General features: G+C 62.5%; 18 protein-coding genes. 16 read left to right on the top strand and 2 right to left on the bottom strand.

Annotated elements, in window-relative coordinates; genetic code table 11:
- Positions 1 to 25 precede the first annotated feature (25 nt).
- The 16 genes from HBJ59_RS24210 to HBJ59_RS24285 all read left to right on the top strand — a co-directional run bounded on the left by HBJ59_RS24210 (position 26) and on the right by HBJ59_RS24285 (position 20862).
- On the top strand, positions 26 to 472 hold the full coding sequence (locus HBJ59_RS24210; RefSeq protein WP_076013991.1) for a DUF411 domain-containing protein: 447 nt from the start codon (positions 26 to 28) through the stop codon (positions 470 to 472).
- A gap of 3 nt (positions 473 to 475) precedes the next feature.
- Positions 476 to 907 (top strand): YqaA family protein, encoded by a 432-nt coding sequence (locus HBJ59_RS24215; RefSeq protein ID WP_167664982.1) that lies wholly within the window; start codon positions 476 to 478, stop codon positions 905 to 907.
- A 56-nt stretch (positions 908 to 963) separates the two neighbouring features.
- Positions 964 to 1977, top strand: a complete 1014-nt coding sequence (locus tag HBJ59_RS24220) for an alpha/beta fold hydrolase (RefSeq protein WP_167664983.1) — start codon at positions 964 to 966, stop codon at positions 1975 to 1977.
- Positions 1978 to 2003: 26 nt separating this feature from the next.
- A complete protein-coding gene (locus tag HBJ59_RS24225; RefSeq protein WP_167664984.1) occupies positions 2004 to 2957 on the top strand; it encodes a D-2-hydroxyacid dehydrogenase family protein in 954 nt (317 codons plus the stop codon).
- Between the two features lie 523 nt (positions 2958 to 3480).
- Positions 3481 to 5040, top strand: coding sequence for a glycogen synthase GlgA (gene glgA / locus HBJ59_RS24230; RefSeq protein ID WP_076013892.1), 1560 nt, complete (start codon positions 3481 to 3483; stop codon positions 5038 to 5040).
- A 17-nt stretch (positions 5041 to 5057) separates the two neighbouring features.
- Positions 5058 to 6809 carry a malto-oligosyltrehalose trehalohydrolase gene (gene treZ / locus HBJ59_RS24235; protein WP_167664985.1) on the top strand — a complete coding sequence of 584 codons (1752 nt, stop codon included), beginning with the start codon at positions 5058 to 5060 and terminating at the stop codon, positions 6807 to 6809.
- Positions 6806 to 8890 (top strand): 4-alpha-glucanotransferase, encoded by a 2085-nt coding sequence (gene malQ / locus HBJ59_RS24240; protein ID WP_167664986.1) that lies wholly within the window; start codon positions 6806 to 6808, stop codon positions 8888 to 8890. The genes treZ and malQ overlap by 4 nt, the downstream gene beginning before the upstream one ends.
- Positions 8887 to 11643: a malto-oligosyltrehalose synthase gene (locus tag HBJ59_RS24245; RefSeq protein ID WP_167664987.1), complete on the top strand. Its 2757-nt coding sequence runs from the start codon at positions 8887 to 8889 to the stop codon at positions 11641 to 11643. The genes malQ and HBJ59_RS24245 overlap by 4 nt, the downstream gene beginning before the upstream one ends.
- A gap of 24 nt (positions 11644 to 11667) precedes the next feature.
- On the top strand, positions 11668 to 11934 hold the full coding sequence (locus tag HBJ59_RS24250; protein WP_003207537.1) for a DUF2934 domain-containing protein: 267 nt from the start codon (positions 11668 to 11670) through the stop codon (positions 11932 to 11934).
- A gap of 122 nt (positions 11935 to 12056) precedes the next feature.
- Positions 12057 to 14216 carry a glycogen debranching protein GlgX gene (glgX, locus tag HBJ59_RS24255; protein WP_076013888.1) on the top strand — a complete coding sequence of 720 codons (2160 nt, stop codon included), beginning with the start codon at positions 12057 to 12059 and terminating at the stop codon, positions 14214 to 14216.
- Position 14217: 1 nt separating this feature from the next.
- Positions 14218 to 15216 (top strand): acyl-CoA dehydrogenase family protein, encoded by a 999-nt coding sequence (locus HBJ59_RS24260; protein ID WP_167664988.1) that lies wholly within the window; start codon positions 14218 to 14220, stop codon positions 15214 to 15216.
- Positions 15213 to 15971, top strand: a complete 759-nt coding sequence (locus HBJ59_RS24265) for a PIG-L deacetylase family protein (RefSeq protein ID WP_167664989.1) — start codon at positions 15213 to 15215, stop codon at positions 15969 to 15971. The genes HBJ59_RS24260 and HBJ59_RS24265 overlap by 4 nt, the downstream gene beginning before the upstream one ends.
- Positions 15968 to 16567: an SAM-dependent methyltransferase gene (locus HBJ59_RS24270; RefSeq protein ID WP_167664990.1), complete on the top strand. Its 600-nt coding sequence runs from the start codon at positions 15968 to 15970 to the stop codon at positions 16565 to 16567. Before HBJ59_RS24265 ends, HBJ59_RS24270 begins: the two co-directional genes overlap by 4 nt.
- Complete coding sequence (locus HBJ59_RS24275; RefSeq protein WP_167664991.1) at positions 16564 to 17223, top strand: glycosyltransferase family 2 protein; 660 nt, start codon at positions 16564 to 16566, stop codon at positions 17221 to 17223. The genes HBJ59_RS24270 and HBJ59_RS24275 overlap by 4 nt, the downstream gene beginning before the upstream one ends.
- Before the next feature lie 187 nt (positions 17224 to 17410).
- Positions 17411 to 18172, top strand: coding sequence for a PIG-L deacetylase family protein (locus HBJ59_RS24280; RefSeq protein ID WP_076013883.1), 762 nt, complete (start codon positions 17411 to 17413; stop codon positions 18170 to 18172).
- A 95-nt stretch (positions 18173 to 18267) separates the two neighbouring features.
- Positions 18268 to 20862 (top strand): autotransporter outer membrane beta-barrel domain-containing protein, encoded by a 2595-nt coding sequence (locus HBJ59_RS24285; RefSeq protein WP_167664992.1) that lies wholly within the window; start codon positions 18268 to 18270, stop codon positions 20860 to 20862.
- A gap of 111 nt (positions 20863 to 20973) precedes the next feature.
- Here HBJ59_RS24285 and glgB read toward each other — a convergent pair whose 3' ends face one another.
- Positions 20974 to 23208 carry a 1,4-alpha-glucan branching protein GlgB gene (gene glgB, locus HBJ59_RS24290; RefSeq protein ID WP_076013881.1) on the bottom strand — a complete coding sequence of 745 codons (2235 nt, stop codon included), beginning with the start codon at positions 23206 to 23208 and terminating at the stop codon, positions 20974 to 20976.
- The gene (gene treS, locus HBJ59_RS24295; RefSeq protein ID WP_167664993.1) at positions 23205 to 26552 is read right to left on the bottom strand and encodes a maltose alpha-D-glucosyltransferase; all 3348 of its coding nucleotides are present in this window, start codon (positions 26550 to 26552) and stop codon (positions 23205 to 23207) included. The genes glgB and treS overlap by 4 nt, the downstream gene beginning before the upstream one ends.
- Positions 26553 to 26589: the final 37 nt, after the last annotated feature.

Genomic DNA, 26589 nt, shown 5'->3' on the forward strand with positions numbered 1-26589 from the left:
TTGCCCTTTATCTGACGAGATGATGATGAAAACTACCCTGCGACTGGCCGTGCTGTCGGCCCTGCTCATGAGCCCCCTGGCCCAGGCTGCCGAGCTGATCCCGATTGATGTGCACCGCGATGCCAACTGCGGGTGCTGCAAGAAGTGGATTGCCCATCTGGAAAGCAACGGCTTCAAGGTCAACGACCATGTGGAAACCAACATGAGCGAGGTCAAGCAACGCCTGGGCGTGGCGCCGCGCCTGGCGTCGTGCCATACCGGCGTGATCGACGGCAAATTCGTAGAAGGCCATGTACCTGCCGATCAGGTATTGGCCCTGCGCAAGCGCGACGACTTGCTGGGCATTGCTGCACCGGGCATGCCTTTGGGCTCGCCGGGCATGGAAATGGACGGCAGCAGCGATGCCTACCAGGTGATCGGCCTGACTCGCGAAGGCAAAGACGTGGTAGTGGCTGACTATCCGGCACGCTGATTGATGCTTGCCGGTTACCTGGGACTGTTTTTCGCCGCCTTCGGCGCCGCCACGCTGTTGCCGATGCAATCAGAGGCGGTGCTGGTGGGCCTGTTGATCAGCGGGCACTACAGTCTCTGGCTGCTGCTTGCGGTTGCAACGGTTGGCAACGTCTTGGGCTCGGTGGTGAATTGGTTGCTCGGGCGCTCGGTTGAGCGGTTCAAGGAGCGGCGCTGGTTCCCGGTGAGTCCGAAGCATCTGGAAAAGGCCCGTACCCACTATCAACGCTGGGGCCATTGGTCATTGTTGCTCAGTTGGGTGCCCATCATCGGCGACCCCCTGACCCTGGTGGCCGGGGTGATGCGCGAGCCGTTCTGGCGTTTCCTGCTGCTGGTGAGCCTGGCCAAAGGGGCGCGCTACGGGGTATTGGCCATGCTCACCCTGCACTGGATTTAATCTCCCGTTAATCCCCTCGCCACAGCATCCGGGCACTGTTCCCGGAGCCTGTACCCATGTCCAAAATCCGCTCACTCTGCGTCGCCAGCCTGCTGCTCGGCAGCGCCCTTCCCGCATTCGCCGCCACCGAGGGCCCGACCTACGGCCCCGAACTGCAAGGTTTCAAATACCCTTACCCGGTGGAACACTTCACCTTCCAGTCCCAGGGCAAATCCCTGCAGATGGGCTACATGGACGTGCCGGCCAAAGGCAAGGCCAACGGGCGCAGCATCGTGCTGATGCACGGCAAAAACTTCTGCGGCGCCACCTGGGAGGATTCGATCAAGGCTCTGAGCGACGCCGGCTACCGAGTGATCGCCCCGGACCAGGTCGGGTTTTGCACGTCCAGCAAGCCGGACAATTACCAGTACAGCTTCCAGCAGCTGGCGATCAACACCCACCAGCTCCTGGAAAAACTCGGCATTCAAAAGGTAACGCTCCTCGGCCATTCAACCGGCGGCATGCTTGCCACGCGCTACGCCCTGCTCTATCCGCAGCAAACCGAACAGCTTGCGCTGGTAAACCCTATCGGCCTGGAAGACTGGAAGGCCATTGGCGTGCCCTATCGCAGCGTTGACCAATGGTACGAGCGCGAGTTGAAACTGACCGCCGAAGGCATCCGCAAGTATGAGCTCGACACCTACTACGTCGGCCGCTGGAAGCCTGAATACGACCGCTGGGTCGATATGCTCGCCGGGATGAATAAAGGCCCCGGCCACACCCAAGTGGCATGGAACTCAGCGCTGATTTACGACATGATCTTCACCCAGCCGGTGTACTACGAGTTCAAGGACCTGCAGATGCCCACCCTGCTGCTGATCGGCACGTCCGACAACACCGCCATTGGCAAAGACCTGGCGCCACCGGCGGTCAAGGCGAAGATCGGCAACTACGCGGTGTTGGGCAAGCAAGTGGCCAAGCTGATTCCCCACTCCACCCTGGTGGAATTCCCGGGCCTGGGCCATGCCCCGCAAATGGAAGAACCGGCACAGTTTCACAAGGCGCTGCTGCAAGGGCTGAACGCCCTCTAATCCAACCTTTTTCGAGGCTCGCGTGCATGTCGGTACAGATCGCAGTGATTGATGATTGGCAGAATGTTGCCAGTGGCGTAGTGGACTGGTCAGTCCTGGCGTCGGTCGGCCAGGTGCACTTCGTCCACGACTACCCGGCGGACACCGCCACCTTGATCGAGCGTTTACAGGGCTTCGAGGTGATCTGCGTGATGCGCGAACGCACCACTTTCGATCAGGCCCTCTTGGAAGGTTTGCCTAAGCTGAAGTTGCTGGTGACCGGCGGCATGCGCAACGCCGCCCTCGACATTCCTGCGGCCAAGGCCTTGGGCATTCAAGTCTGCGGCACCGACAGCTACAAGCACGCCGCCCCGGAACTGACCTGGGCGCTGGTCATGGCCTCCACCCGCAACCTGCTGGCCGAAGCCAATTCCCTGCGCGCCGGCGGTTGGCAGGTGGGCCTGGGCGGTGATCTGTACGGCAAGACCCTGGGGATTCTCGGCCTGGGCAGCATTGGCCAGAAGGTCGCCAGGTTTGGTCAGGCGTTCGGCATGCGCGTGATTGCCTGGAGCGAAAACCTCACACCGGAACGCGCCGCCGAATCCGGCGTGACCTGGGTCAGCAAGCGCGAGCTGTTTGAACTGGCGGATGTGTTGTCGATTCACCTGGTGCTCAGCGACCGCAGCCGCGGTCTGGTAAACGCCGAGGCGTTGGGCTGGATGAAACCTACAGCGCATCTGGTGAACACCGCCCGCGGACCGATTGTCGACGAAGCAGCTTTGATTGATGCGCTGGCCAGTGGCCGCCTGGCGGGAGCGGCACTGGATGTGTACGGCCAGGAGCCTCTGCCGGCCGGGCATCCGTTCCGCCAGTTACCCAGCGTATTGGCCACGCCCCATGTTGGATACGTCAGCGAGCAGAACTACCGCCAGTTCTACCAGCAAATGATCGAAGATATTCAGTCATGGGCCAAAGGAGCGCCCCTTCGCGCATTGAGCTAACGCACCAAAATCGCGCAGATGCACTTCTGTGGCGAGGGGGCTTGTCCCCCGTTGGGCTGCGTAGCGGCCCTAAATCAGGCACTGAGGTCTGCCTGAAGCACGCGATGCCCCTTCCAGGGCTGCTGCGCAGCCCAACGGGGGACAAGCCCCCTCGCCACAAAGGGCCGTCTCACCAGAGGAGAACGGTACTTCCCGCACATGAAAAAAATTTTGTCCTACAAAAATCTCCCACAGACCCCACGGGCTCTAGGATCTGTCCTAGACTCATGACCGATGGGTCCGATCCAAAACAAAAACCCCGCAAAAAATCGAAACTTTCCAACTCTGCCGTAGGTCAGGTTTAAGGTAAGGCGAGCGCTGACGGTTCACACCGAACGCCCGTCCATCCACTCAATTTAAGACTCCAGCACAACTGGCATAAGGCTTGCCAGTCTGTGTAGCGCTTGTGCGCCTGGCCGCAGGATGCGGTCAACCTTTGCTGATTGCCATATGCCATCAGCCGACCAACACATGGGAGAGAACTATGATCAGTGCCGCTGTAGATACTCAGGGAGAGCGTTTTAGTCAGCCGGTTGGCGGGCCGACCTCTTTGGTTGACCTTCCCAACACGCTGCGGCCGGTTCAAAGTCGTAATCCCAATCGCAAGAAAGTGCTGTTTGTCACCTCGGAACTGGCTGACCTGGTGAAAACCGGCGGCCTGGGTGATGTGTCCGCCGCCCTGCCCCGCGCCATGGCGCACCTGCACGATGTGCGCGTGCTGATCCCCGGCTACCCGCAGGTGCTGGAAAGCGACAACCCCATCCATATCATCGGTGAGCTGGGCGGCCACGCTGCGCTGCCGCCGTGCAAGATCGGGCGCATGGACCTCAAGGATGGCCTGGTCATCTACGTGCTGATCTGCCCCGAACTGTATGAACGCGAAGGCACGCCCTACGGCGCCAATAACGGCCGTGACTGGCCCGATAACCATATCCGCTTCGCCCGCCTGGGCCTGGCCGCCGCCGATATTGCCGCCAACCTGGCGCAAATCCACTGGTGCCCGGACCTGGTGCACGCCCATGACTGGCCCGCAGGCCTGGCGCCGGCCTATATGCACTGGCGTGGGTCACGTACCCCTACGCTGTTCACCATTCATAACCTCGCCTACCAAGGCGTGGTCAGCCTGGCCTCGTGCCCGGAGCTGGGGATTCCCGAACACGCCTTGCAACAGGAAGGCATGGAGTTCTACGGCAAGCTCTCGTTCCTTAAGGCCGGCATGGCGTATTCCAGCCATATCACCACGGTCAGCGCCACGTACGCCCAGGAAATTACCACCCCAGAATTCGGCTGCGGTCTGGATGGCTTCCTCGCCAGCAAGACCCAGCAAGGCTTGCTCAGCGGTATTCCCAACGGCATTGATGAAAGCTGGGAATCGTCTACCGACCCGCACCTGACTCACCCCTTCAACATCGGTGACTGGGAAGGCAAGGCACAGAACGCCGCCCATGTACGCAACCTGTTCGGCCTGGACGACTCCACCGGCCCGCTGTTCGCCGTGGTGTCGCGACTGGTCTACCAGAAAGGCCTGGACCTGACCGAAGCGGTCTCCAGTTTTATTGTCGAAAACGGCGGCCAGATCGCGATCATCGGTCGCGGCGAGCCGGAAGAAGAGCAAGCAATGCGCGCCCTGGCGCTGCGCTTTCCCGGCCAGATCGGCGTGCGCATCGGTTTCAACGAGACCGACGCTCGGCGCATGTTCGCCGGCAGTGACTTCCTGCTGATGCCATCCCGTTACGAACCCTGCGGCCTGAGCCAAATGTACGCCCAGCGCTTCGGCTCGTTGCCGGTTGCCCGCAACACTGGCGGCCTGGCCGACACCATCGAAGATGGCGTCACCGGTTTCTTGTTCAACGAATCCACTGTCGAAAGCTATAAAGCGGCCCTGAGCCGCGCATTCAAGGTTTTCGCCTTCCCAGGCTTGCTCAACGCCATGCGTTGCCGGGCTATGGCCGCACCGTTCAACTGGTGCCAGGCAGTGGAACCCTATGCCGAACTTTATGAGCAACTGGTAGCGAAAGCGCTGGGAAGATCGGGGAAACAGTAAAAAAGAGGTCTTCATAGATGCCGTCAAGGACTCTGGAAACCTGGCCCCACGGCGCGATCATGCTGGATGCGAAACACACCCGTTTCGCCTTGTGGGCGCCAGACGCGTTTTATGTCAGCGTTGAATTTGAAGAAGGTAAATCGGTCGCGATGCTGCCCCAGGCCGATGGCTGGTTTGTGGTGCAGCTGCAATGCCCACCGGGCACACGCTACCGCTACAACATCGACGGCGAACAGGACGTTCCCGACCCGGCTTCCCGGGCACAGGCCACGGACGTTCACGGCTTCAGCGTGGTGGTCGACCCCCTGGCCTATCAGTGGCGCCAAAGCCACTGGCAAGGCCGGCCCTGGCACGAAGCGGTGATCTACGAGTTGCACGTGGGCGTACTGGGGGGCTACGCCGAGGTCGAAAAACAACTGCCGCGCCTCGCCGAACTGGGCGTCACCGCCATTGAGCTGATGCCCATCGCGCAATTCCCCGGCGAACGCAACTGGGGCTACGACGGCGTCCTGCCCTACGCCCCCCAATCTTCCTACGGTTCGCCCGAGCAACTGAAACAGTTGATCGACAGCGCGCACCACCATGGCCTCGCGGTGATTCTCGATGTGGTCTACAACCACTTCGGCCCCGACGGCAACTACCTCGGCACCTACGCCAAAGGCTTCTTTCGCGAAGACGTGCACACACCCTGGGGCGCCGGCATCGATTTTGATCGACGTGAGGTCCGCGACTTCTTCATCGACAACGCGCTGATGTGGCTGCTGGAATACCGCTTCGACGGCCTGCGCCTGGACGCCGTGCACGCCATCAACGATCCCGAATTTCTTGAGGAACTGGCGCAAAAAGTACGCCAGCAAGTCGACACCGGCCGCCATGTGTGGCTGGTACTGGAAAACGAATTCAACCAGGCCAGCCTGCTGGAGCGCGGCTTCGATGCGCAGTGGAACGATGACGGCCACAACGCGCTGCACGTGCTGCTCACCGGCGAAACCGACGCTTACTACACCGACTTCGCCGAAGACCCCACCGGCAAACTGGCCCGCTGCCTGAGTGAAGGTTTTATCTACCAGGGCCACACCACGCGCCATGGCCACGCACGGGGCGAACCCAGCGGCCACCTGCCGCCCAGCGCCTTTGTGCTGTTCCTGCAGAACCACGACCAGATCGGCAACCGCGCTCTGGGCGAACGCCTGCATCAACTGTGTTCGCCTCAGGCCCTGAGCGCCGCGACGACCTTGTTGCTGATGTCACCGATGATCCCGCTGATGTTCATGGGCGACGAAGTCAACGCCGAGGAACCGTTCCTGTTCTTCACCGACCACCACGGCGAGCTGGCCGAGGCGGTACGCGAAGGCCGGCGCAACGAGTTTGCCGACTTTGCTGCGTTCAGCGACCCCGAACGCCGCGAACGGATTCCCGACCCCAACTCCCTGCAAACCTTCCGCCGCTCGGCGCCCGCCCTCGCCGACTGCGGCGACTCGCAGCTCTACCGCCAGCTACTGAGCCTGCGCCACCAGCATATCGTGCCGCACCTGCCGGGCAGCGTCGCTCTGGGCGCGCAAGTGCTGGCGGTAGGCGCGGTCACGGCGCGCTGGCGCCTGGGCAATGGCAGCCTGCTGCAGATCGACCTCAACCTGAGCGCCGATTCTCTGAACTACCCGGCCGCCGAGCACCTCCTATTTGTGACGCAGGCCAGCGGGGCCAAACAATTGGCCCCCTTCAGCGCCCGCGTCAGCCTCACCCATTCCCCTGTTGGAGAGCACCCTTGAGCGACGCGCAATTGGAAATACTCGCCAGCCGAGCGGGCCTGGCCGTCGATTGGATCGACGCGAATGGCCGCCCGCAACATGTCAAAGCCGACGCCCTGCGCGCCGTGCTCAAAGGCCTGGGCCACCCGGCCGACAGCGACGCCGAGATCGAAGCCAGCCTGCAAGACCTGGAGCGCGTGCAGCAAGACAAGCACCTGCCGCCCCTGATGACCGTCGACAGCGGCGCGGGCCTCGACCTGGCGCGCTACTTCTCCCCCGGTACGCCGTGCCAGATTCACCTCGAAGACGACAGCGTGCTGGACCTGCGCCTGGACGATAATGCGGTGTTGTCCGGATCGATCCCGGTGGGCTACCAACAGGTGCATATCGCCGACCAGCATTTCACCCTGGCCGTGGCACCGACTCATTGCTACACCGTCGCTGAAGCGGTCGACACCGAAACCGCCCGCGCCTGGGGCCTGAGCGCCCAACTGTATTCCCTGCGACGCAGTGGCGACGGAGGCTTTGGCGACACTCAGGCCCTGGAGCAACTGGCCCGCTCTGCTGCCGAACGCGGCGCCGATGCCCTGGCCATCAGCCCGATGCACGCGATGTTCAGCGCCGACACCGAACGCTTCAGCCCGTATTCCCCGTCCAGCCGCCTGTTCCTCAATAGCTTGTACGCCTCCCCCGGCTGCATCCTCGGTGAGCGCGCGGTGCAAATCGCCATCGAAGCCAGCGACCTGGCCGACGAGCTGCATGACCTTGAGCAGCAATCGCTGATCGATTGGCCGGCCGCTGCCAAAGCCAAGCAGCGCCTGTTGCGCACCCTGTATGAAGACTTCCGCCGGGGCGACCACCCGCAACACGCCGACTTCCTGAGCTTCCGCCAGGCTGGCGGTGAAGCCCTGGAAAACCACTGTCGCTTCGAAGCCGTGCAGGCCGAACGTGCGGCCAGCGGCGAGAGTCTCGACTGGCGTCACTGGCCCGAAGACTGGCAGAGCCCGCAAAGCCCGGCGCTGGTGCAATTTGCCGAAGCCAATAGGGATGAAATCGGCTTCTACGCCTTCAGCCAATGGTTGATCGCCCGTTGCCTGGAGCGCGCGCAACAAGCGGCGCGCGGCAGCGGCATGGGCGTCGGTCTGATCGCCGACCTGGCCGTAGGCGCTGACGGCGGCGGCAGCCAGGCCTGGAGCCGTCAGGACGAACTGTTGGCGGAACTCACCGTGGGTGCGCCACCGGACATCCTCAACCGCGCAGGCCAGGGTTGGGGCATTTCTGCGTTCTCTCCCGAAGGCCTCAAACGCAATGGCTTTCGCGCCTTTATCGAAATGCTGCGGGCAAACTTCGCCCATGCCGGCGGCTTGCGCATCGACCATGTGATGGGCCTGCAACGCTTGTGGGTGATCCCGATGGATGCCTCACCGCGTGAAGGTGCGTACCTGTATTACCCGGTGGACGACATGCTGCGCTTATTGGCGCTGGAGTCGAGCCGCCATCAGGCGATCGTCCTCGGTGAAGACCTCGGCACCGTACCCGACGGCCTGCGGGAAAAACTGATCGCCCGCTCGATCCTTGGCATGCGCGTGCTGTTGTTCGAGCAAGACCACGACGGCCAGTTCAAGCCGATTCTGGATTGGCCGGACAACGCGCTGGCCACCACCAGCACCCACGATTTACCGACCCTCAACGGCTGGTGGCACAGCCGCGATATCGACTGGAATATCCAGTTGGGGCTGATCGATGCTCCCACCGTCGAACAATGGAGCGACCACCGCCTGCGGGAACGCCAGGCGCTGCGCCAGGCCTTGAGCCAGGACCCGCAGAACTTCACCGATGAAGTGCGCAACGAAACCGATCATGTCATCGACGCCAGCGTGCGCTACCTGGGCCACACCCGGGCACCGTTGGTATTGCTGCCGCTGGAGGATGCCCTGGGGGTTGAGGAGCAAGCCAACCTGCCCGGCACCACCGACACCCATCCGAATTGGCGGCGCCGCCTGGCGGGCGATGCAACCACCCTACTCGACGATGAAAACGCCGCCCGCCGCCTTGAGCTGCTGGCCGTAGCGCGCATCCAGGCCCACGAGCGTGACCGATGAAGCCATTGACGCTACGGGCCACCCAGCGCCTGCAATTTCATAAGGGCTTCACCCTCGACGACGCGGTGCCGTTGGTGCCGTACTTTGCCGAACTGGGCATCAGCCACCTCTATGCTTCACCGCTGTTGAGCGCCCGTGCCGGCTCCATGCACGGCTATGACGTGGTCGATCCCACCACCGTCAATCCCGAACTGGGCGGCGAACCGGCGCTGCGCCGGCTGGTAGCAGCGCTGCGCGAGCACGAGATGGGGCTGATCCTCGACATCGTCTCCAACCACATGGCCGTCGGCGGTGCCGATAACCGCTGGTGGCTTGACCTGCTGGAATGGGGCCGCCTTAGTCCCTACAGCGAGTTCTTCGACATTCAATGGCACTCGCCAGACCTGCTGCTCAAGGGTCAACTGCTGATGCCGTTCCTTGGCAGCGACTACGGCGAAGCCCTGCAAACCGGCGCCCTGCCCCTGCGTTTCGACCCGCAGCACGGCAGCTTCTACGTCGAGCACTACGAACATCGCTTCCCGATTTGCCCACGAGATTACGGCGAACTGCTGCCGATCAAGACGCTGGCCGACCGCTTCAGCGGCCTGGCCTACCAGCCAGACGCCTACCCCCAGGCCGCCGCGCTGAAACAGGAGTTGGTCGAAGCTGCCCGCGATCCGCAAACCCTGAAGGCAATCGAAGGCAACCTCAGCCTCTACGACGCGCGCCAGCCTGAAGGCTTTGCCCGCCTGCACAACCTGCTGGAACAACAAAGCTATCGCCTGGCCAGTTGGCGCACGGCGGCGGACGATATCAACTGGCGGCGCTTCTTTGACGTCAACGAGCTGGGCGGCCTGCGGGTTGAACGCAGCGCGGTGTTCGAGGCCACCCATGGCAAGATCTTCCAGCTGATCAGCGAAGGCCTGATCGATGGCCTGCGTATCGACCATATCGACGGCCTCGCAGACCCTCGCGGTTATTGCCGCAAACTGCGCCGCCGGGTGGATTCCCTGGCAGGTGGGCGGCACTTGCCGATCTTCGTCGAGAAGATCCTCGGCGAAGGCGAAACCCTGCGCGAAGACTGGCAAGTGGACGGCACCACCGGCTACGAATTCATGAACCAGCTGTCGTTGCTGCAACACGACCCGGATGGCTTCGAGCCCCTGGCCGAGTTGTGGACGCGCCACACCGAACGCCCCTCTTCGTTTATCGAAGAAGCCTGGCTGGCCCGCCAGCAGATCCTCAACGGCTCCCTGGCCGGCGACTTTGAAAGCGTGGCCCAGGCCCTGCTGCAAGTGGCCCGGGACGATGTGATGAGCCGCGACCTGACCCTGGGTGCAATTCGCCGGGCATTGCAGGAACTGATCGTGCACTTCCCGGTGTACCGCACCTACATCAGCGCCCGGGGCCGCAGCGAACTGGACGACGTATTTTTCCTGCAAGCCCTGGCAGGTGCCCGCAGCACCTTGAGCGAAGGCGACTGGCCGGTGCTCGACTACCTGGAAAAATGGCTCGGCGGCCAACCCTGGCGCGACCGCCCATTGGGCCGCGAACGCAAGATGCTCAAGCATGCCTGCGTGCGCTTCCAGCAACTGACCTCACCGGCGGCCGCCAAGGCCGTGGAAGACACCGCGTTCTATCGCTCGGGCGTGTTGCTGTCGCGCAATGACGTGGGCTTCAGCACCGAACAATTCAGCGCACCGCTGGCGGATTTCCACGCCGTCAACCAGCAGCGCCTGCGCACCTTCCCCGACAACCTGCTGGCCACCGCGACCCACGATCACAAGCGCGGCGAAGACACCCGTGCACGCCTGGCGGTGCTCAGCGAATGCGCCGAGTGGTATGCCGAGCAGGTGGAGCAATGGCGCACCCACGCCGCCCGTTTGCGCAGCGATGCCAACACTCCATCAGCCGGTGATGAGTTGATCCTCTATCAGGTGCTGCTCGGCAGTTGGCCGCTGGACCTGCATCGCGATGATGCCGAGGGCCTGGCGGACTATCATCAGCGCCTCTGGCAGTGGCAACAAAAAGCCCTGCGCGAGGCCAAGCTGCAAAGCAGCTGGAGCGCGCCTAACGAGCTGTATGAACAAGGTGTCGAAGCGTTCCTGTCACGGCTGCTGCTGGAAGACTCCGGCAAGGCCCTGCGCGACGCCATCGGCGCAGCCGCCCAGGCCATCGCCCCGGCAGGCGCGGTCAACGGGCTGGCGCAATCCTTGCTTCGCCTCACCGTGCCGGGCGTGCCGGATCTGTATCAGGGCGATGAGTTCTGGGACTTCACTCTGGTAGACCCTGATAACCGCCGGCCGGTGGATTTTCACGCGCGAGAAAAGGGGTTGCACACGCCGCCGGACATCGGCGAGCTGATGTTCAACTGGCATGACGGGCGTATAAAACAGGCATTGATCGGCCAGGTCCTGGCGCTGCGCAAGACGTACCCGCAGCTGTTTCGCCAGGGCACTTACGAACCTCTGGAAGTGGTGGGCGAGCACGCCGAACGGGTGGTCGCTTTCTACCGCGAATACCAGGGTAAACAGCTGCTGGTGGTGGTGCCGCGCTGGCCTCATCGGCTGCTTGAAAACGGTGTGCATCCGCTGATCAACGCGCAGATTTGGGGCGATACCCGGGTCCGTTTACCGTTCGCCGCACCAACCCAAAATTGGAAGGGACTTTTCCGAACAGGCGCAGTCACACCAAACAAGGAGCTCATGATCAGCGCTGCCCTGGGGGATTTCCCGGTCAATGTCTTTATCAATCCTGATGATCAAGAAAGCTGAAAATTTTCTGTGAGGAGCATTGCGATGAGTACTGAAGACAAACGCATACGCGAACTGGCGCATCAGATCTGGGAGTCGGAAGGCAAACCCCACGGCGAGGACGCGCGACACTGGGAGATGGCGCGCAAGCTGGCGGAAGCCGAAGCGTTGACGCCATCCAAAGCGCCCAAGGCGGCCGCCAAGGCCAAGCCTAAAGCCAAGCCGGCAGCGGCAGCGCCCAAACCGGCAGCCAAGCCAAGCGCAGTGCCGGCGGCGAAGAAGCCTGCTGCGAAGAAGCCCAAGGCGCCCTGACCCGAAGATCCTCCTGCGCGTGCGCCCGCACCGCAGGAGGCCATCCAACCCACGATATTTAACTGGCTTCACGCCAGAAAGGCCCCGTTCGGCCTGGAAAAACTACTTGCAGGAGCACTTCCATGAGCAAACCCAACAAGCCCAAATCGACGCCGGAAAACGAGCCGTCGCGGATTCGTGAAGGTTTGCCCTTCCCCCTCGGCGCGACCTGGGACGGTCTTGGGGTTAACTTTGCGCTGTTCTCGGCCAACGCCACCAAAGTCGAACTGTGCATTTTCGATGACAGCGGCGAAGTCGAGCTAGAGCGTATCGAACTCCCCGAATACACCGACGAGACCTTCCACGGCTACCTGCCCGACGCCCATCCCGGGCTGATCTACGGCTATCGCGTGTATGGTCCGTATGACCCGGCCAACGGTCATCGCTTCAACCACAACAAACTGCTGATCGACCCCTATGCCAAGCAGTTGGTGGGCGAACTCAAATGGTCGGAAGCACTGTTTGGCTACACCATCGGCCACCCCGACGCCGACCTCAGTTTCGACGAACGCGACAGCGCGCCCTTCGTGCCCAAGTGCAAAGTCATCGACCCGGCCCACACCTGGGGCAATGACCAGCCGGTACGCACGCCGTGGGACCGCACGATCATTTATGAAACCCATTTGCGCGGCATCACCATGCGCCACCCTTCGGTGCCTGAAGAAGTGCGCGGTACCTGCGCCGGGCTGATGGTTGACGATGTGCTCAAGCACATTCGCCAGTTGGGTGTGTCGTCGGTGGAACTGCTACCGGTGCACGCCTTCGTCAACGACCAGCACCTGCTGCAAAAAGGCATGACCAACTACTGGGGCTACAACAGCATTGCGTTCTTTGCCCCAGACCCGCGCTACCTGGCCAGCGGCAAGATCGCCGAATTCAAGGAGATGGTTGCGCACCTGCATGAAGCCAAGCTGGAAGTGATCCTGGACGTGGTCTACAACCACACCGCCGAAGGCAACGAGCAAGGCCCGACCCTGTCCATGCGCGGCATCGACAACGCCTCGTACTACCGCCTGATGCCCGATGACAAGCGCTTCTACATCAACGATTCCGGCACCGGCAACACCCTCGACCTGAGCCACCCGTGTGTGCTGCAGATGGTCACGGACTCGTTGCGCTACTGGGCCACCGAGATGCACGTCGACGGTTTCCGCTTCGACCTGGCAACCATCCTTGGCCGCTACCGCGACGGTTTCGACGAGCGCCACAGTTTCCTCGTGGCCTGCCGCCAGGACCCGGTGCTGCGCCAGGTGAAAATGATTGCCGAGCCGTGGGACTGCGGCCCAGGTGGTTATCAGGTCGGTGGCTTCCCGCCGGGCTGGGTGGAATGGAACGACCGCTTCCGCGATACCGTGCGCTCGTTCTGGAAAGGCGACGACGGCCAACTGGCGGACTTCGCCGGGCGCATGACGGCCTCGGGCGAGATGTTCAACCAGCGGGGTCGGCGGCCATACAGCTCGGTGAACTTCATCACCGCTCACGACGGTTTCACCCTGCACGACCTGGTGTCCTACAACGACAAGCACAACGAAGCCAACGACGAGAACAACCAGGACGGCAGCAACAACAACCTGTCGTGGAACCACGGTGTCGAAGGCCCCACCGACGACCCGGAAATCAACGCACTGCGCCTGCGCCAGATGCGCAATTTCTTCGCCACCCTGCTGCTGGCCCAGGGCACGCCAATGCTGGTGGCCGGTGACGAGTTCGCCCGCACCCAGCACGGCAATAACAACGCCTACTGCCAGGACAGCGAGATCGGCTGGATCAACTGGGAACTGGATGAAGACGGCAAGGCCCTGCTCAAGTTCGTCAAGCGCCTGATCAAGCTGCGCCTGGCGTACCCGATCCTGCGTCGCGGACGCTTCCTGGTGGGCGACTACAACGAAGACATCGGCGTCAAGGACGTCACTTGGCTCGCGCCGAGCGGTGATGAAATGACCATCGAGCAATGGCAAGACAGCCACGGCCGCTGCCTCGGCATGCTGATGGATGGCCGCGCCCAGGAAACCGGGATTCGCCGCCCGGGGGCCGATGCCACCTTGTTGCTGGTGGTCAACGCCCACCACGACATGGTCAATTTCCGCCTGCCACCGGTGCCGGATGGCGGCTTCTGGACGTGCATGCTTGACACCAACGAGCCGGCGGTGCGGGGCCAGGAGCGCTTCGATTTCGATCACGAATACGCCGTCACCGGGCGTTCGCTGCTGCTGTTTGAATTGCAGCATGAGGACGAGGTGTGACATGGCCTTGCATGAATTTCTTCGCGGCTACCGGGATTACCCGGACACCCAGGCCCTTGGCGCTGCGCTGAGGGCTTTGGTGGAGGAAGGCCTGGACCAACTGCCCTTGCCGGGCAGCGGGCAAACCCTGGAACGCTTCAGCCGGCTGGCGCAAGTCGCCGGCCATGACCTGCGGCTGTGCAAATTGTTTGAAGGCCACACTGACGCCCTGGCGATCATCGCTGAACTCGACAGCCCCATGCCGCCTGTTGGCAGTACGTGGGGCATGTGGGCCGCCGAGCCGCCAACCGCGAAGGTGCGGATCCGGCGTGACGGCCAGCGTGTGCGGCTGGAGGGCCGCAAGGCTTGGTGCTCGGGCGCCGCGGTGGTCAGCCACGGGTTACTGACGGCGTGGGACGAAGAGGATCGCCAGCAACTGGTTGCGGTGGAAATGCACCAGCCGGGCGTGACGGTCACCGATGACGGCTGGGCCGCCGTGGGCATGGCGGAGACCGGCAGTGTTGAAGTGCTGTTCAGCGACGCCGTTGGCCTGGCGATCGGCAAGCCCGGAGACTACTTGGCCCGCCCGGGCTTCTGGCAAGGCGGCATCGGGATCGCCGCCTGCTGGTACGGCGCGGCACAACGCTTGGCTGAGGCTTTGCGCGAGCAGTGCGCAAAACGCCCGGAGCCCCACGCCCTGGCTCACCTTGGCAGCGTCGACAGCGCCTTGCACAGTGCGGCCTGTGTGCTGCGCGACAGCGCCAACCACATCGACCGGCAGCCCAAGGCCGATGCCCGGCTATTGGCACAACAGGCACGGGCCTGCATTGAAGAAACCGTCGACCAGGTGATTCACCATGTCGGCCGAGCACTGGGAGCCGGGCCGTATTGCAAAGACCCGCATTTTGCTCAGTTGATGGCCGACTTGCCGGTGTACCTGCGGCAAAGTCACGCCGAGCGCGACCTGGCCGCCCTTGGTCAACAGGTCGCCGAAGAGCGCCCAGGGAGATGGGAACTATGAAGATCAATCCAATCGTCGGCCAGGGCACTCCCTTGCACCTGTGGCAAAGCTCGTCGCGACTGGCCGAGCTGCCTTGCGTGGACATTGCCGAACTGGTGCCTGAGGGCAGCCGCGCCGTGATCATCGCCCCGCATCCGGACGACGAAGTCCTTGGCTGCGGCGGCCTGTTGCAAGGCCTTGCCGCGCTGGACCGGCCCATCCTGCTGATCTCCGTCACCGACGGCAGCGCCAGTCATCCCGGGTCACGCCGCTGGCCGGTGGAACGCCTGAGCGTGGTGCGCCCGCAAGAGTCGGCGCAGGCCCTGCACCGACTGGGGTTGCCATTGCACAGCCTCAAATGGTTGCGGGCCGGGTTCAGCGACAGCCAGGTCGCCGCGGGCGAAGAAGACCTGGGCCGCTTCATCGAACGCTACCTCAAGCCCGGCGACGTGGTCTTCACCACCTGGCGCGAAGACGGCCATTGCGACCACGAGGCCGTGGGCCGCGCCAGTGCCAAGGCGACCCGGGCCGTGGGCGCAACCTTGCTGGAGCTGCCCGTATGGACCTGGCATTGGGCAACCCCGGAAGACAGCCAGGTGCCTTGGGATCGCGCTCGCAAAATCCTCCTGACACCTGAAGCCGTGGCCCGTAAACGGCATGCAATCCATGCGTTCGCCAGCCAGTTGGAGGGCGACCCGCAGATCGGCCTGCCGCCGGTGCTCGCACCTTATGTGCTGGAGCGCCTGTTGCAGCCCTTTGAAGTGGTGTTTGTATGAGCGTCGCCACCCCCTACTTCGATGAGCTGTTTGCCGGCAACGACGACCCTTGGGCCTTTCGCCAACGCTGGTACGAGCGGCGCAAGCGGGCCCTGACCCTGGCCCTGCTGACCCGGCCCCGCTACGCCTCGATTTTCGAGCCTGGCTGCGCCAACGGGGAGCTGAGCTTCGAGCTGGCCCCGCGCTGTGACCGCCTGCTGTGCTGTGACACGGCGCAAGCGGCGGTCAGCCTGGCACAGGCGCGGCTGCGCGGCTTCAGCCACGCCACCGTGCAGCAGAGCCGCCTGCCCGAGCAATGGCCCAGCGAGACCTTCGAGCTGATCGTGCTCAGCGAGCTGTGTTACTACCTGGACCCGAAGGACTTTGACGGGCTGATCGATCGCGCCCTGGCCTGCCTGACGCCTGACGGACAAATCCTCGCCTGCCATTGGCGCCCGCCCATCGACGGTTGCCCGCAGACAGCCGAACAGGTACACGCGCGCCTTGCCCAGCGACTCGACATGCCACACCTGGTGCAGCATCACGAAAGCGATTTTCTACTGGACCTGTGGAGCCGGGACGGCACTACGGCCGCCACCCTGGAGGGACTGCGATGATCGGCATCCTGATACCCGTGCATAACGAGGAAAAACTGCTGCCTGAATGCCTGAAAGCCGCAATGGTCGCGGCCAGTCATCCAGGTCTGCTGGGTGAAGAGGTGCAGATTCTTACGGTGCTCGACAGTTGCAGCGATCGCAGCGCGATGATCGCCCGCGAATACCAGGTACAAACCCTGGAAGTGCAGGCGCGTAACGTGGGCCACGTGCGTGGCGTGGGTGCGCGGCACTTGCTCAACAATGGCGCGCGCTGGATTTCCTGCACTGACGCCGACAGCCGCGTCGCCCCCGATTGGCTGGTGGCGCAACTGGCCCTGGGTGTGGATGCGGTGTGTGGCACGGTGACGGTGGATGCCTGGAGCGAAGACTTCGACCCGGCGGCGCAAATTCGCTATCACCAGGCCTATGAGGCCCGGGACGGGCATCGGCATATTCACGGTGCCAACCTGGGGATCAGCGCGGGTGCGTACGTGCGGGCCGGCGGTTTTGAGCCGTTGCCCTGCCATGAAGACGTGGAGCTGGTACGCCAACTGGAGCGCTGCGGGGCTTCCATTGCCTGGAGTCACTCGCCCCAGGTGATTACCAGCGCCCGCCTGGATTGCCGCGCACAGGGCGGCTTCGGTGACTACCTGAAGAGCCTGATGCAAGCCTCCTGAAAAAATTGCGACACTCGGCGGTGTTAAAGCGGCGATTCATAACTATCATCACTATTCCTTGCACGGCAATCCAGGGTTGGAACGCCGTAGCGCCGCGAGCGTGCATTGGATGACGCTCGCGTCCCACAAGAGCCGTCCCGTCAACGGGGTACGGCCTGCACCACCGATGAACAAGGACGTGACACTCATGAAGCCTGCACTGTTAAGTGACAACCGCCGGGGCCCCGCGCAAATCTGGAACAGCGCCCCGCAACTCGCGCAAATCCCTGCCATCAATCCCGCAACCCTGGTACCTGCCGGCGCTCGCGTGGTGGTCATCGCTCCGCATCCCGGCGACGAAGTGATCGCCTGTGGCGGTCTGCTGCAATTGCTCAGCACCCTTGAATATCCTCTGCAACTAATCTCGATTACCGACGGCAGCGCCAGCCACCCGGGGTCCAGCGTGTGGCCGGCGAAACGCTTGAGCGTGGTGCGGCCCCAGGAAAGTGTGGAAGCCCTGCGCCGCCTGGGGGTGCCCCTGCACAGCCTGAAATGGATTCGCGGCGGCTTTGCCGACAACGCCCTGGCGGTGCGGGAACAGCAGATGAGCCAGTTCATCGCCCGCTACCTGCAACCCGGCGACGTGGTGTTCACGACCTGGCGCAACGACGGCAATGACGACCATGACGCCGTCGGCCGCGCCGCTGCCAAAGCCTGTGCGCTCAAAGGCGTGCACCTGAATGAACTGCCGATCTGGGCCTGGCATTGGCCCGCGCGAGAGACCTCGGCAATCCCCTGGCAGCGCGCACGCAAAGTCCGGCTCGACACCTGGAGCGTCGCCCGCAAGCTGCATGCTGCCCACGCCTATGCCAGCCAATTGGCGGGCGACCCGGAAATTGGCCTGGCGCCGAATCTGGCTCAAGTGCTGCTGGAGCGCATGCGCGAGCCGTATGAGATTGTATTTTTGTAGGCGCACCCACTCGTCTATACCTGTAACTTCTGACAGTAGCGAACGCTCTCTCTGTGTGGCTAGCTTGGAATACCGGCTTGCAGGGAGGGCGAATCATGAGCACACGGTTTTCATCAGTGACGTATCTGGGCGTCTGCAGCGTGACGACGCTGTTGCTCAATTGGCCCCTCCCCGCGCAGGCTGCCTGTACGCTGGTCATAACCGCTGGCGACGACAACACCCTTTGCCGCGATGGCAGTGCCGGCACGCTGACGGATTTACAAGGAAGCAACGTCCTGGAGTTCCCCGTCGGTGGCACCGGCATCATCGTCGGTAACGTGACCTATGGCGCGGGTGATGATCGGGTCACGATGGATTCCGGCGCGATCAATGGCGCGATCAACCAAGGCGACGGAAGAAATATCTTCCAGCTGTTCAATGGCAATATCTCCGGCACAGTGACTCAAGGCTCAGGCCGTGATATCGCGCAAATCAGCGGGGGCAGTTCCGGTGCAATCTCCCAGGGTGATGGGGTCGATCAGTACTTCCAGAGCGGTGGTAACGTCACCTCATTGGCTCAGGGCGACGGTCATGACGAGTTCACCATGAGCAGCGGAAAGATCATCGGTGCGTTTGAAGACGGCGATATTGCGCTGATGACCGGTGGCAGCATCGGACGGGTCGACATGAAGCTCGACAACAACCTGTTCGACCTGAGGGGGGGAGAAATCTTTGGCAATCTGGTCACCGGCTTCGGAAACGATACCATCCTGGTTTCCGGAGGAACCGTCGGTGGCAATATCAGCGTCAGCGGCGGCAACGACATCATCAAAGTCAGCGGCGGTGAGATAGATGGGCAGATCCTCGCCAGTTTTGGCGACGATGAGTTCAGTTGGGAAGGCGGTGGCCTGATCCATAAGGAAATCCTCATGGGCGAAGGCGCTGACAAGGGTTTCCTGCACAACCTGACAGAAACCACCCTGGCCTCTACACCGCAGCTGGACGGTGGTTTGGGTAATGACACCCTGACCTTCGACAACACCCAATCCGCCACGCCAACCCGCTATATCAACTGGGAAACGGTCAACCTGGACAACAATTCGCGCCTGACCCTGGGTGGCGACTTCAAGCTCGGTGACAGCGCTACGGCCACCGGAACGATGAACATTTTTGGCAGCGCCGCCCTGCAGGTAACACAGGGCAGCATCAGCCCCTTCACGGCCGGGCAGCAAGCCAACCTGAACAACGGTGGCCTGATCGACATGACCACCGGCAGCTCCAGCGCGACCGATAGCCTGACCGTCAACGGCAACTACACCGGCAATGGCGGCGAACTGGCGCTGCAATCGGTGCTCGGCGCCGACGGTTCGGCCAGTGACAAGCTGGTGGTGAGCCAGGGCACGCTGCAAGGCGGCACCACCGTCACGGTCACCAACCTTGCCGGCCCCGGCGCCATGACCCGGCAAAACGGCATCCAGGTGGTTGAGGCGCTTAACGGTGCCACGAGCAGCGACCTGGCGTTTACCCTGCGCGGTGGTGCCGTTTCCGCAGGCGCCTACGAGTACTACCTGTTCAAAGGTGGCGTGACGCCGGGCACCGGGCAAAACTGGTTCCTGCGATCCGCAGTGGTGGCGCCGCCGCTGCCCAACCCTGTTGACCCTGAGGATCCTGACGACCCAGTGGGCATCCTCCCACCCGTCCCGGCCGATGGCACGCCGGACCTTCCGGGGATTTTCCCAGGCGAAGAACCGATACCGATCTATCGCCCGGAAGTCCCGGTGTACGCCGTGCTGTTTCCCGCCGTACAACAGATGGTCCAAGGCATGCTGGGCACCTACCACGAACGCATGGGTGACCAAAGCCTGCAACGGCAACCTGGCGCTTTAGCGGCAGGTTGGGGCCGGGTGTATGGCAGCAGCACGCGGCAATCATTCGCCGGTACCGTCAGCCCATCACTGGACAGCTCGATATCCGGTTTCCAGGTTGGCACTGACCTGTATGCCTGGACCGACGACGCTGGCCTGACCCAACGCTTCGGATTCTTTGTCGGCCACAGCCGCCTGACGGGCAATGTGGCGGGATTCAATAGCGGTTTTCAAGGCAAGGACGCCGGCAACACCACCCTGCGCGGTGACAGCTTGGGCGCGTATTGGACGCTCATCGGCGCCAACCGCGCCTATATCGATTTCGTGCTGATGGGTACACGGTTCGATGGCCACAGTGAATCCGACCGGGGCCTCAAACTGCCGACCAAGGGCCACAACGTACTGGGGTCCGTGGAGGTGGGAATGCCGTTTGCGGTGTCTGAACACTGGGAGGTTGAGCCGCAGGCCCAGGTGATTGTCGATCGTAGCTATCTGGACAGCCAGAATGACGGGATTTCAGATGTCTCATTCAGCGCCGACACTAACATCGTCACCCGCCTTGGTATTCGCCTCAAGGGCAGCTACAGCGTGAGCGGCATGCCCCTGCTGCCTTATGTGCGTACCAACGTGTGGCACGCCAGCGCGGGGAATAACACCGTCACGTTCAATGACAGCACGGACATCAACACCGAACAAAAGTCCACCACGCTGGACATCAGCACCGGGACGACGCTGCAGGTATCGAGCACGGTCAGTGTGTATGGCGAGGTGGGGTACAACAGCAATCTGGACAGCAATCAGCTGAATGGGCGCAAGGGTACGATTGGCATAAGGGTCGACTTCTAAACTGTAGGAGCGAGCTTGCTCGCGAAAAACATCAAGACACCGCGCTCATCCAGATTAGCCGCGTTATCGTTAACGGTCTTCGCGAGCAAGCTCGCTCCTACAAGAGGCGTGTCAGGCTTCCGGTCGCAGGATCAGCACGCCCAATGGCGGCAGGTTCAGCGACAGCGACAACGGCTGCCCATGCTTGGGCTCGTCCTCCGTAAACGCCCCGCCACCGTTGCCAAAGTTGGAACCGGCATAAGTGTCGGCATCGCTGTTGATCACTTCGCTCCAGCGCCCGGCAAATGGCACGCCGACCTTGTAGGCCTCGCGTGGCACCGGCGTGAAGTTGGCCACCACCAGCACCGGCCTGCCGTCCTTGCTCCAGCGCAGCCAGGCGTAGACGCTGTTGATCGCGTCGTCGCCGATCAGCCACTGGAAGCCCTGTGGCGCGTCGTCCTGGTCGTGCAGTGCGGGTTCTTCGCGGTACAGGCGGTTGAGGTCACCCACCAGTTTCTGCACGCCCCGGTGTTCAGGGTATTGCAGCAGGTACCAGTCCAGTTGCTGATCGTGGTTCCACTCGCGCCATTGGCCGAACTCGCAGCCCATGAACAGCAGCTTCTTGCCCGGATGCATCCACATGAAGCTCAGATAAGCCCGCAGGTTGGCAAACTTCTGCCAGCGGTCCCCGGGCATCTTGTCGATCAGCGAGTGTTTGCCGTGCACCACTTCATCGTGGGAAATCGGCAGGATAAAACGCTCGGACCAGGCATACACCAGGCCGAAACTCAGCTCGTTGTGATGGTGGGCGCGGTACACCGGGTCTTGCTGGATGTAGTGCAGCGAATCGTGCATCCAGCCCATGTTCCATTTGTAGTTGAAACCCAGGCCGCCCTGTTGGGTCGGCTGGCTTACGCCGGGCCATGCGGTGGATTCCTCGGCGATCACCAGTGCGCCTGGGGCTTCCAGGGCGACCACGTCGTTGAGGTGACGCAGGAAGTCGATGGCTTCGAGATTTTCACGACCTCCGTGGCGGTTCGGCACCCATTCACCGGCCTTGCGCGAATAGTCGCGATACAGCATCGACGCCACGGCATCCACTCGCAGGCCGTCGATATGGAAGTGCTTGAGCCAGTGCAGCGCCGACGCCAGCATGAAGCCATGGACTTCGGTGCGCCCTAGGTTGTAGATCAGGGTGTCCCAATCCTGGTGGAAGCCTTCCAGCGGGTTGGCGTATTCGTAAAGCGCGGTGCCGTCGAATTGCGCCAGGCCATGGGTGTCGGTGGGAAAATGCGCCGGCACCCAATCGAGGATCACGCCGATGTCGGCCTGGTGGCAGGCATTGACGAAGTACGCGAAATCCTCCGGCGAGCCGAAACGCGCCGTGGGCGCAAATTGCGACAGCGCCTGATAGCCCCAGGAACCGCCAAACGGGTGCTCCATGATCGGCATCAGTTCGATATGGGTGAAGCCCAACTGCTGCACGTACGGAATCAAGCGCTCGGTCAGCTCGCGCCAACTGTACTGGCGCGACACTTCGCCGACTTCGTCCAGTTCGCACTGCCAGGAACCCGCATGCAACTCGTAGATCGACAGCGGCGCGCTGGGTTTTTGCCGCTCGCCGCGCGATTGCATCCAGTCATGGTCCTGCCAGTCGACTTGCAGCGGCGGAGCGACTTTGGACGCGGTATCCGGCGGCATCTGCGTGGCCAGGGCCATGGGGTCGGCCTTGAGCGGCAGGATCCCGTGGGCACCCAGAATTTCGTACTTGTAAGCCGCGCCCGGTTGCAGGCCCGGGATGAAGATTTCCCAGACCCCGGACGGATGGCGCAGGCGCATTGGATGGCGGCGCCCGTCCCAGATGTTGAAGTCGCCCACCACCGACACGCGGCGGGCATTCGGTGCCCATACGGCAAAGCGCACGCCCTCGACGCCGTCGACGCTGGTCACTTGTGCGCCGAGGCAACTGCTCAGGTCGCGGTGATTGCCTTCGGCGAACAGGTACAGGTCCATTTCGCCCAACAGCAGTTGCTGGAAGCTGTAAGGGTCTTCGGTGACCTGCTCGCCACCGGCCCACTGGATTTTCAGCAGGTATGCCTGGCGGCTGCCGAAATGGCCGACAAACAAGCCGGGCACCTGGGTCGCATCGAGGCTGCCGATGTGCTCGCCGCTGTCACGGGCCAGCACCTGGACACTCAAGGCTTCCGGCAGGAAGGCGCGAATGAACTGGCCGCCCTGCTCGTCATCGTGGGGCCCAAGGATCGAGAACGGGTCATGGTGCTCTGCGCGCACCAACGCCTCGATGTCCTTGGACGCTGGCATCACACTCAACTTTGGCTGCAGCGGTTCTTTGCTTGTAAAACTCATGACGACTCCCCACCGCGTGCAGTTTTCGATAATGGTTTCAGCCCGCTGAGCAGCCCGTGCAAACCTTGCAACGGCACTGGTAACCAGCTTGGGCGATTCTCTGCTTCGTAGGCCACTTCGTACGCGGCCTTCTCCAGGCTGAACAACGCCAGCGCTGCGTCCTGGCCTTTGGCATCCTGCCAGTCATGGGCCAGTGTAGTCGTGGCAGCGTGATAGGCCTGGATAAATGCCTGCCTGGCTTCATGCAAGTAGCGATCCGCGACCCGTTGCCGCGACGCATTGGCCTCAGGCGACTGATCGACCCCCTGCACATTCACCGCCATGGCCGCCGCGTAATCAAACGACCGTAGCACCCCGCTCACATCCTTGTACGGGCTGTGTTTGCCGCGACGTTCATGCAGCGGCCGCGCCGGTTCGCCCTCGAAGTCGATCAGGTAGGCATCACCTTTCACCACCAGTACCTGGCCCAGGTGCAGGTCGCCATGCACGCGAATGCGCAACCCGCCCACCGTGGCTTTCGCCAGGTCCTGAACGTAACTGGCGATGGCCTTTTTCTGATCCAGTAAAGCACTGACCAATGCCTGATCGGCAGGGTTCAACTTGGTTTGATGCTGCTTAAGCAACTGCAACGCACGGTCAATTTGTGCGCGCACATGCTTGGCCCAGCCCTGGCTGTCCTTGAGGGACGTAACCTCGGGCTTGAAGGCCTTGTTGGCGGTCGGTGCTGCCAGCACTTGATGCATTTCACCAAGGCGCTGGCCGAGCAAGCCGGCAAAATCCGCCAGTTCACCGAGGGCGTTGTAGTGCTGTTCCTGCTCGGAGATGGCTTCGGCCAGTTCGTCGCGAATCGCCCGTTCCAGGTTGTTCTGGGTCCAGCCCCAGGCGTCGCCCTGGTTGCTGAGATAACCCTGGGCAATCATCAGCAGGTTGTCCTGGCCATCGGCGTCATGGCGAATCACCGAACCCAGCAGCGGCGAGATATGTTCGTAGCCAGCTTCGGTCAGGTAGGCGCCCATTTCCAGTTCCGGGTGGACCCCGGCGCTGACTTTGCGAATCAACTTGAGCACCAGGCTGCCGCCCACCACCACTGAGCTGTTGGACTGTTCGGCGGCGAGGTAGCGCACTTCCGACTCGTCGTTCAATTCCAGTTTGGCCAACTGCGCCGTGGGCTCGAAGCGAATCTCGCCATCGGTGGAGTCGAGGACGGTTTTGGCCTGCAGGCCTTGGATCACGCCGCGGATGTAGGTGTCGAGGCTGAAGGCATCGGTCACCAAGCCCACCTGACGCACTCGCCGCACACGGGCAAGCGCCAGTTGTTGCGGCAAGGCGCTGGTGAACTGGTCTTCGCCGAGGAAGCCGAACGGCAGCTGATAGCGGCTGACCTGCCCGGCACTGGTGACTTCGATTTCACTGAGCAACACCGGATGCTGCGGGTCGCCAAAGCGCACGCCGTAAGCGATGTGCACGGCATCGATTGCCGTGTCCTTGCTGGCAAACCAGCGGCGCTTGGGCAGCCACACGGGCAAGGCATTTTGTTCCAGGGTGGTGCGGCACGGTGCTTCGAGCAGTTCTTCCATGCGTTTCTTCAGCACCAGGGTGGTGAAGTCCGGGATGCTTTGCGCCGGCTCCACATGCCAGCTCGGCATCTGGTTTTCCGCCGCAAGCACGAACCAATAGAAGCCGTACGGTGCCAGCGTCAGCAGGAAATTCAGCTGGCCAATGGGCGGGAAGGCGTTGCCGCCGAGCATCTCCACCGGGACCATGCCGGCAAACGCTGAAAGATCGAGTTCGGCGGCCTGGGCGCTGCGGGAAACGTTGGCCACGCAGAGGATGATTTCATTCTTGCCATCGGCGCCCACGAATTCGCGGGTATACGCCAGGATGCGGCGGTTGGTGGGCGAGAGCATTTTCAGGCTGCCGCGACCGAAAGCCTTGGACTGTTTACGCACGGCGAGCATGCGTCGGGTCCAGTTCAGCAACGAGTGCGGGTCCTGGGTCTGGGTTTCGACGTTGACCGACTGGTAGCCGTATTGAGGGTCCATGATCGGCGGCAATACCAGGCTGGCCGGGTCGGCGCGGGAGAAGCCGCCGTTGCGGTCGATGGACCATTGCATCGGCGTGCGCACGCCGTCGCGGTCGCCGAGGTAGATGTTGTCGCCCATGCCGATTTCATCGCCGTAGTACAGGGTCGGCGTGCCAGGCATCGACAGCAGCAGGCTGTTGAGCAACTCGATGCGGCGGCGGTCACGCTCCATCAACGGCGCCAGGCGCCGGCGAATCCCCAGGTTGATGCGCGCACGGCGGTCGGCGGCGTAGTAGTTCCAGAGGTAGTCGCGCTCTTTGTCGGTGACCATTTCCAGGGTCAGTTCATCGTGGTTGCGCAGGAAAATTGCCCATTGGCAATTGGCCGGGATCTCCGGGGTCTGGCGCAGGATGTCGGTAATCGGAAAACGGTCTTCCTGGGCCAGCGCCATGTACATGCGCGGCATCAGCGGGAAGTGGAACGCCATGTGGCATTCGTCGCCGTCATCGCCCTTTTTGTCCCCGAAGTACAGCTGGGTGTCTTCCGGCCATTGGTTGGCTTCGGCCAGGAGCATGCGGTCGGGGTAGTTGGCGTCGATCTCGGCGCGAATCTGCTTGAGCAGATCGTGGGTTTCCGGGAGGTTTTCGTTGTTGGTGCCGTCGCGTTCGATCAGGTACGGGATGGCATCCAGGCGCAGGCCGTCGATGCCCATGTCGAGCCAGTAGCGCATCACCGACAGCACGGCTTTCATGACCTGCGGGTTGTCGAAGTTGAGGTCCGGCTGGTGGGAATAGAAGCGGTGCCAGAAGTATTGGCCGGCGACCGGGTCCCAGGTCCAGTTGGACTTTTCGGTGTCGAGGAAAATGATGCGGGTGCCGTCGTATTTCTGGTCGTCATCGGACCACACGTAGAAGTCCCGCGCTGCCGAACCCGGCTTGGCCTTGCGAGCGCGCTGAAACCACGGGTGCTGGTCCGACGTGTGGTTGATCACCAGTTCGGTGATGACCCGCAACCCGCGTTTGTGGGCTTCGGCGATAAAGCGCTTGGCGTCGGCCATGGTTCCGTAGTCGCTGTGCACGCCACGGTACTCGGCGATGTCGTAGCCATCATCACGGCGTGGCGAGGGATAGAACGGCAGCAGCCAGATGGTGTTCACGCCGAGGTCGGCGATGTAGTCAAGCTTGGCGATCAGCCCGGGAAAGTCACCGATGCCGTCGTTGTTGGAGTCGAAATAGGATTTGACGTGAACCTGATAAATCACCGCGTCCTTGTACCAGAGCGGGTCTTTGATAAAGGTGGCAGCCTTGGGTTTCTTCGCCATTGGAAACTCCTGGAAATTCGAAAAATTCTGCCTGAAG

Origin of the sequence: Pseudomonas sp. AN3A02, assembly GCF_011765255.1 — a bacterium.
Classification (GTDB): domain Bacteria; phylum Pseudomonadota; class Gammaproteobacteria; order Pseudomonadales; family Pseudomonadaceae; genus Aquipseudomonas.

What these genes read in the sequence shown, in the direction of transcription:
- HBJ59_RS24220 (WP_167664983.1), top strand. Translation starts at nt 964, where the DNA reads ATGTCCAAAATCCGCTCACTCTGCGTCGCCAGCCTGCTGCTCGGCAGC.
- HBJ59_RS24260 (WP_167664988.1), top strand. Translation starts at nt 14,218, where the DNA reads ATGGCCTTGCATGAATTTCTTCGCGGCTACCGGGATTACCCGGACACC.
- HBJ59_RS24245 (WP_167664987.1), top strand. Translation starts at nt 8,887, where the DNA reads ATGAAGCCATTGACGCTACGGGCCACCCAGCGCCTGCAATTTCATAAG.
- HBJ59_RS24210 (WP_076013991.1), top strand. Translation starts at nt 26, where the DNA reads ATGAAAACTACCCTGCGACTGGCCGTGCTGTCGGCCCTGCTCATGAGC.
- treS (WP_167664993.1), bottom strand. Translation starts at nt 26,552, where the DNA reads ATGGCGAAGAAACCCAAGGCTGCCACCTTTATCAAAGACCCGCTCTGG.
- HBJ59_RS24225 (WP_167664984.1), top strand. Translation starts at nt 2,004, where the DNA reads ATGTCGGTACAGATCGCAGTGATTGATGATTGGCAGAATGTTGCCAGT.
- glgA (WP_076013892.1), top strand. Translation starts at nt 3,481, where the DNA reads ATGATCAGTGCCGCTGTAGATACTCAGGGAGAGCGTTTTAGTCAGCCG.
- HBJ59_RS24270 (WP_167664990.1), top strand. Translation starts at nt 15,968, where the DNA reads ATGAGCGTCGCCACCCCCTACTTCGATGAGCTGTTTGCCGGCAACGAC.
- HBJ59_RS24215 (WP_167664982.1), top strand. Translation starts at nt 476, where the DNA reads ATGCTTGCCGGTTACCTGGGACTGTTTTTCGCCGCCTTCGGCGCCGCC.
- HBJ59_RS24285 (WP_167664992.1), top strand. Translation starts at nt 18,268, where the DNA reads ATGAGCACACGGTTTTCATCAGTGACGTATCTGGGCGTCTGCAGCGTG.
- glgB (WP_076013881.1), bottom strand. Translation starts at nt 23,208, where the DNA reads ATGAGTTTTACAAGCAAAGAACCGCTGCAGCCAAAGTTGAGTGTGATG.
- HBJ59_RS24280 (WP_076013883.1), top strand. Translation starts at nt 17,411, where the DNA reads ATGAAGCCTGCACTGTTAAGTGACAACCGCCGGGGCCCCGCGCAAATC.
- HBJ59_RS24275 (WP_167664991.1), top strand. Translation starts at nt 16,564, where the DNA reads ATGATCGGCATCCTGATACCCGTGCATAACGAGGAAAAACTGCTGCCT.
- HBJ59_RS24265 (WP_167664989.1), top strand. Translation starts at nt 15,213, where the DNA reads ATGAAGATCAATCCAATCGTCGGCCAGGGCACTCCCTTGCACCTGTGG.
- glgX (WP_076013888.1), top strand. Translation starts at nt 12,057, where the DNA reads ATGAGCAAACCCAACAAGCCCAAATCGACGCCGGAAAACGAGCCGTCG.
- HBJ59_RS24250 (WP_003207537.1), top strand. Translation starts at nt 11,668, where the DNA reads ATGAGTACTGAAGACAAACGCATACGCGAACTGGCGCATCAGATCTGG.
- treZ (WP_167664985.1), top strand. Translation starts at nt 5,058, where the DNA reads ATGCCGTCAAGGACTCTGGAAACCTGGCCCCACGGCGCGATCATGCTG.